This window comes from Actinophytocola sp. (genome assembly GCF_050699915.1).
Lineage (GTDB): Bacteria > Actinomycetota > Actinomycetes > Mycobacteriales > Pseudonocardiaceae > Actinophytocola.
In genome coordinates this window covers 1-6,753 of the sequence record NZ_JBOHGA010000286.1, presented here as the reverse complement: position 1 = coordinate 6,753, position 6,753 = coordinate 1, and the positions used below count along the sequence as shown (strand labels likewise).

At 75.1% G+C, this 6,753-nt stretch carries 2 protein-coding genes; both read right to left on the bottom strand.

Annotated features, from left to right (window positions below; genetic code table 11):
• The coding region (locus ACRDSK_RS30340; RefSeq protein ID WP_431444820.1) for a type I polyketide synthase at window positions 1-4,351 on the bottom strand (4,351 nt) is incomplete at its 3' end.
• A gap of 231 nt (window positions 4,352-4,582) precedes the next feature.
• Window positions 4,583-6,753: SDR family NAD(P)-dependent oxidoreductase (locus ACRDSK_RS30335; protein WP_431444819.1), on the bottom strand; the 2,171-nt coding region annotated here is incomplete at its 5' end.

The following is a 6,753-nucleotide window of genomic DNA, read 5'->3' as shown; positions in this document are numbered from 1 at the left end:
GGCTCCACGCGAGCACGCCCGCCGGCAGGCCCGCGGCACGGCGCCGTGCGGCGAGCGCGACCAGGGAGCTGTGCACGGCGGCGGCCGCCGCATGCTCGGCGGCGGCCCCGGCGACCGGGGACACGAGCACGAAGGCATCGAGGTCGAGCGCGCGGGTGGCGTCGTCGAGCAGGCGGGCGCGCTCCACCTGTCGCAGCACGGCGTCCAGCCCGGCGGCCGGGTCGGGCACGTCCACGACGTGGACCACCGCCGCGGGCGCGTGCTCGGTGAGCAGCGTGGCGAGCGCGGGGTCGTCCGGGTCGGCGAGGACCGTGACGTCGGCGCCGTGCTCGTCGGCGATGCGGTCCGCGAACTCGGCGGCGGACGCGCCGACGACGACCGTGCCGCCCCAAGCGCAGGTGTCGTCGTCCGTGTCGTCGTCCGTGTCGGCGAGCATCAGCCGGCGGCCCCGCAGCTCGCCGTCGCGCACCAGGACCTCCGGCTCGTCGCACTCGAGCACGGCGGCGAGGTCGACCGACCCGTCGGTGTCGACGAGCACGAAGCGGGCGGGGTGCTCGGCCTGCGCGGCCCGCACCAGGCCCCACGCCGCGGCGACCGCGGGCTCGGAGCCGTCCTCGGCCACGAACGCGAGCCGGGACTGCTCGAACCGCTCGTCGGCGGTCCACGCGCGCAGGATCTCGGGAGTGTCCGCGCCGAGACGGATTGCGGCCACGTCCGGCGCGGTGTCGAGGTCGTCCGGATCGCGGTCGAGCCAGACGATCTCGGTGTCGCCGGCGGGCGGAGTGGTGACCACCGTCCATTCGGCACGCAGCAGCGAGTCCGCGGTTGCCGCCGTGCCGGTTCCGAGCGCGGTGATGGGGCGCAGGGTCAGCGACTCGACCGTGGCCACCGGGGCGCCGACCGCGTCGGCGACGGTCGCGGTCACCCGCTCCTGGTCGAGGGCGCGCAGGCGGACGCGCAGCGTGGTGGCCGCGGCGGCGTGCAGCGACACCCCGTTCCAGGAGAACGAGACGCGGCCGAAGCCCGACGTCCCGAAGTCCACGAAGGACACCGCGTGCAGCGCCGACTCCAGGAGTCCGGGGTGCAGGCCGAACTGCTCCGCCTCCACGTCGGCCGCCAGCGCGACCTCGGCGTACACGTCGTCGCCGGCGCGCCACACCGCCCGCAGGCCCTGGAACAGCGGCCCGTAGCCGAACCCCTCCTCGGCGAGCCGGGCGTAGAAGTCGTCGAGGTCGACGGAAGTGGCCCCGGCCGGCGGCCACGTCTCGAGGCCCGGCCCGGGGTCGGTCGCCTCGGTGGCCAGCCACCCGCCGGCGTGCCGCGTCCACGGCTCGTGCACGGCGTCGGCGGGCCGGGAGTGGATGTCCAGCGAGCGACGGCCGTCGGCACCGGGCACACCGACGCGCACCTGCAGCGCCACCGCGTCCCGCTCCCCCAGCACCAGTGGCACCGCGAGGGTCAGCTCGTCCACGCGGCCCGCGCCGACCTGGTCGCCGGCTCGCAGCGCCAGTTCGACGAAGCCCGCGCCGGGGAACATCACCACGCCGCCGACCGCGTGCTCGGCCAGCCACGGGTGGGTCGCCACCGACAGCCGGCCGGTGAACAGCACGCCGTCGGAGTCGGCCAGCTCGACCGCCGCGCCGAGCAACGGGTGCTCGGCGGCGGCGAGCCCGAGTCCGGTGGCGTCGCCGGGCCGGTGCGCCACACGGGGCCAGAGCCACTCGTGCTGGAACGGGTAGGTCGGCAGTCCGATGCGGCGCACCCCGGTCCCGGCGAAGAGGTCCGGCCAGGACACGGTGAGGCCGTGGGCGAACAGGTCGGCGACGGCGGTGACGACCGAGGTCTCCTCGTCGCGGTCCTTGCGCAGCAAGGGAACCGAGAGGTGCTCGGCGGCCGGGTCGAGGCACTCGGGTGCCATCGCCGACAGCGTGGCGTCCGGGCCGACCTCGACGAACGCCGTCACCCCGGCGGCCGCCAGCGCGGCGACGCCGTCGCCGAACCGGACCGTCTCGCGGACATTGCGTACCCAGTACTCCGGCGTGGCGACCTCGGCCGACGCCGGCGTGCCGGTCACGGTCGAGACGAACGGGACCTCGGGCTCCCGATAGGACAGTCCCTGCGCGACCCGGCGGTACTCGGCCAGCATCGGGTCCATCAGCGGCGAGTGCGAGGCATGCGAGACTCGGACCCGTCGCGCCTTCTCGAACCGGGCGGCCAGCTCGGTCGCCGCGGCCTCCTCGCCGGACAGGACCAGTGAACGGGGACCGTTGACGGCGGCGATCCACACGCCGTCGACGAGCTGTTCGCGGACCTCGTCCTCGCTCGCGCGCACCGAGATCATCGCGCCGCCGGGCGGCAGCGCCTCCATCAGCCGGCCGCGCGCCTCGACGAGGACGCAGGCGTCCGCGAGCGAGAGCACACCGGCGGCGTGCGCGGCGGCGATCTCGCCGGCCGAGTGGCCGATCACGTGACCCGGCCGCACGCCCCACGACTCCAGCAGCCGCCACAACGCGATCTGGGCCGCGAACAAGGCCGGTGTCCCGATGCCCATGCGGCTCAGGCCGTCCTGGTCATCGCCCCAGACGATGTCGCGCACCTCGGGGTCGAACTCCGCCAGGGCGCCGTCGAACGCCTCGGCGAACACGTCGAAGCGCGCGGACAGCTCCTTGCCCATGCCCACGTACTGCGCGCCCTGTCCGGAGAACATGAACGCGGTGGCCGGTTCGGCGAGGGCCGCGACCGCAGTGGCGCCGGAGGCGTCCTCGGCGAGTGCGGTCAGCGCGGCGAGCGCGCCCGCCCGGTCCGCGGCGACGACGGCGGCGCGGTGCTCGAACGCCGAGCGGGTGGTCGCCAGCGAGTAGGCGAGGTCGCCCAGCGCGGCCCCGGTGTCGAGAGTGGACCGAAGTTGCTCTGCCTGCGCCCGCAGCGCCGCGGCGGTTCGCCCGGAGACCGGCAGCGGCACGGCGCCGAGCGGGACCGGGTCGACCGCGGGCTCGGGCTCGGTGTCGGCCTCGGCCGGCGGCTGCTCGACGATGACGTGCGCGTTGGTACCGCTGATGCCGAAGGAGGACACGCCCGCACGCCGCACCTGCGCGCCGGGCCAGTCCCGCTGCTCGGCCGCGAGCTCCACCGCGCCGACACTCCAGTCCACATGGGACGTCGGCGTCTCCGCGTGCAGGGTTCGGGGCACGATCCCGTGCCGCATCGCCATGACCATCTTGATCACACCGGCCACGCCGGCGGCGGCCTGGCTGTGCCCGATGTTCGACTTGACCGAGCCCAGCAGCAGCGGGCGCTCGCGGTCGCGGCCGTAGGTGGCGAGCAGTGCCTGTGCCTCGATCGGGTCGCCCAGCGGGGTGCCGGTGCCGTGCGCCTCCACGACGTCGACGTCCGATGTGGACAGATCGGCGCTCGCCAGCGCCGCCTGGATCACCCGGCGCTGCGACGGACCGTTGGGCGCGGTGAGGCCGTTGGACGCGCCGTCGGAGTTCACCGCCGAGCCGCGGAGCACCGCGAGCACCTCGTGCCCGTTGCGCCGCGCGTCGGACAGCTTCTCGAGCATCAGGACGCCGACGCCCTCCGCCCACGTCGTGCCGTCGGCGTCCTCGGCGAACGCCTTGCACCGGCCGTCGGCGGCGAGCCCGCCCTGCCGGCCGAACTCGGCGAACACGTCCGGCGCGCCGATGACCGAGACACCGGCGGCCAGCGCCAGCGAACACTCCCCCGCGCGCAACGCCTGTGCCGCCAGGTGAAGCGCGACCAGCGACGAGGAGCACGCCGTGTCGACGGTGAGCGCGGGGCCGACGAGCCCCATCGTGTAGGACAGCCGGCCGGACATCACGCTCGACGCGGACCCGGTCAGCAGGTGGCCGGCCAGGTCGTCGGCCGACGCCTCGGCGAGCTTGAAGTAGGTGGCCTGGGACGCGCCGACGAACACGCCGGTCGGGCTGCCGTGCAGCGACCGCGGGTCGATGCCGCCCCGCTCCACGGCCTCCCAGGCGACCTCGAGCAGCAGGCGCTGCTGCGGGTCCATGGCCAGTGCCTCGCGCGGTGAGATGCCGAAGAAGCCGGCGTCGAACCCGCCCGCGTCGTCGAGGAACCCACCCGAGAACCCGTCCTGGGCCGGCCAGCCACGATCGGCCGGCAGCGGGGTGATCGCGTCCCGGCCGTCGGCCACCAGGTCCCACAGCTCCTCCGGCGAGCGCACCCCGCCGGGGTAGCGGCAGGCCATCGCGACGATCGCCACGGGCTCGTGCCGGCCGGACTCGGCCTCGAGCAACCGCCGGCGAGTCTGATGCAGGTCGGCGGTGACCCACTTCAGGTAGTCGACGAGCTTGGTGTCTTCCGCCATGGGATGTCAGCCTCCGTGCTCGGCGTCGTGGTGCCACCCGTCCTTGCACAGAACTGAACCGCCGAACGCACACGCACAACTGCTAGTGTTCTGCGCCCTTCGGCCGGGCAGCCGCCCCGGCGTACCCGATCGGGCACCCCGGTCCGCGCTTGCGCACACATGACGGCACACATGACGACGGGGCCACCCGGTCGTGCCGGCTGGCCCCGTCGTGGGGAGGCGGTCGGGCCGCTAAGAACCGGCCCGCCTGCCGAGCTCGCCGTCGATGAAGTCGAAGATCTCGTCCGCGCTCGCCGCCCCGAGCAGCTCGTTGACCTCCGCGTCGCCCGGGCCGGCGTTGCCGGTGATCCGGGCGAGCAGCTGCCGCAGCCGGGCCGCGACGCTGTCGCGCACCGCGTCGTCGACGCCGGCGAGCGCCGCCTCGACGCGGTCGAGCTCGCCGAGCACCGAGTGCGTGCCGGCGGCCTCGTCGGGCACCAGGTCGAGCACGAGCTGCTCCGCGAGGTCGGCCGGCGTCGGGTGGTCGAAGACCATCGTCGGGGACAGCCGCAGCCCGGTCGCCGCGTCCAGCGCGTTGCGCAGCTCGACCGCGGTCAGCGAGTCGAGACCCAGCTCACTGAACCGGTCGCGTGCGCCGACCGCACCGGCCGCCGCGTGACCCAGCACGGCCGCGACGCGTTCGCGCACCACCTGGAGCACGAACCCGATCCGCTCGTCCGCTCGCATGTCCCGCAGCCGTACCCGCAGCCGCGCGCCCGCGTCGACCGACGTCCGAGCCCGCCGCGAACCGAGCAGGCCCGCCAGCAACGGCGGCACCTCGCCCCGGGCGCGCAGCGCGGCGGTGTCGAGCCGCACCGGGACGACGACGGGTGCGCCCGTCGCGAGCGCCGCGTCGAACATCGCCATGCCCTGCTCGCCCGTGATCGGCGGCAGCCCGGAAGCCCGCATCCGCCGGGTGTCCGCGTCGGTCAGGCCGGCTGTCATGCCGTCCCCGGTGTGCCACGGTCCCCAGACGAGCGAGGTGCCCGGCAGGCCCCGCGCCGACCGGTGCGCCGCCAGCGCGTCGAGGTAGGCGTTGGCCGCCGAGTAGTTCGCCTGCCCGGGGCTGCCCATCGCACCGGCGACGGAGGAGAAGAGCACGAACGCGTCGAGGTTCTCGGTCAGCTCGTGCAGGTGCCAGGCGGCGTCGACCTTCGGCGCCAGCACCGCGGCGAGCCGCTGCGGGGTCAGCGAGTCCACGACGCCGTCGTCGAGCACGCCGGCCGTGTGGACGACCGCGCGCACCGGACGGTCCGCGGGCACGCTCGCCAGCAGGTCCGCCACCGCGGCGCGGTCGGCCATGTCGCACGCCGCGATCCGGACGTCGGCACCGGACGCGGCCAGGTCGTCGCGCAGCTGCGCGGCACCCGGGGCGTCCTCGCCCCGCCGGCTCGTGAGCAGCAGGTGCCGCGCGCCGTGCTCGGCGACGAGATGCCGGGCCAGCCGCGCACCGAGACCACCCGTGCCGCCAGTGACCAGTACGGTGCCGGCCGGATCCCACGCGAGTAGGTCGTCGCCGTGGTCGAGCACCGCGAGCCGACCGGCCCGCACGACGCCGTCCCGGACGAGGACCTGGTCCTCGCCCAAGGCCAGTGCCGCGATGAGTTCCCCGGGATCGTCGGTGTCGACCAGCACGAACCGGCTCGGGTGCTCCGCCTGCGCCGAGCGCACCAGGCCCCACACGGCGGCCGCGACCGGGTCCCCGCCGTCGACGGCCCCGTGCGCCACGAAGACCAGCCGCGAGTCGCGGAAGCGTTCGTCGGCAAGGAACTCCTGTACCAAGCCGAGGGCCCACGTCGTCCGCTCGTGCACGGCCGCCACGCCTGTCCCGCCGGCCACCGGTACCGCGATCGTGTCGGGCACCGGGTCCAGCGCCGCCAGTTCGCCGTCGAGAGTCATGACGTCCACATCGGACACCGCGTCGCCCGCAACGGGCACCCAGTCGAGCCGGTACAGCGGGTCCGCGGTGTGGCCGGTCTCCGGCATCCTCAGGACGAGCGACTCGATGGACGCGACCGGGGTGCCGGCGTCATCCGCCACGGCGACGGACAACGTGTCGTCGCCGGCTCGGGCGACACGCACCCGAACCGTTGACGCTCCGGCGGCATGCAAAGTGAGCCCGCCGACCGACGCGAGCTGCCGCGCCGGCTCCCCGAAGTCCATTGCGGACACCGCGGGGAACACGGCGGTGAGCAGCGCTGGATGCAGGCCGTAGACGCCGGCGCCGTCGGCCAGTTGTTGCGGCAGCGCGACCTCGGCGAACAGCTCGCCGTCCCGCAGCCAGATCGCCCGCAGCGCGTCGCCGGCGCCGTCCACCTCGATGGGTTCCGCCCCAATCGGCGGCCATTCGTCGGTGCCGAGCC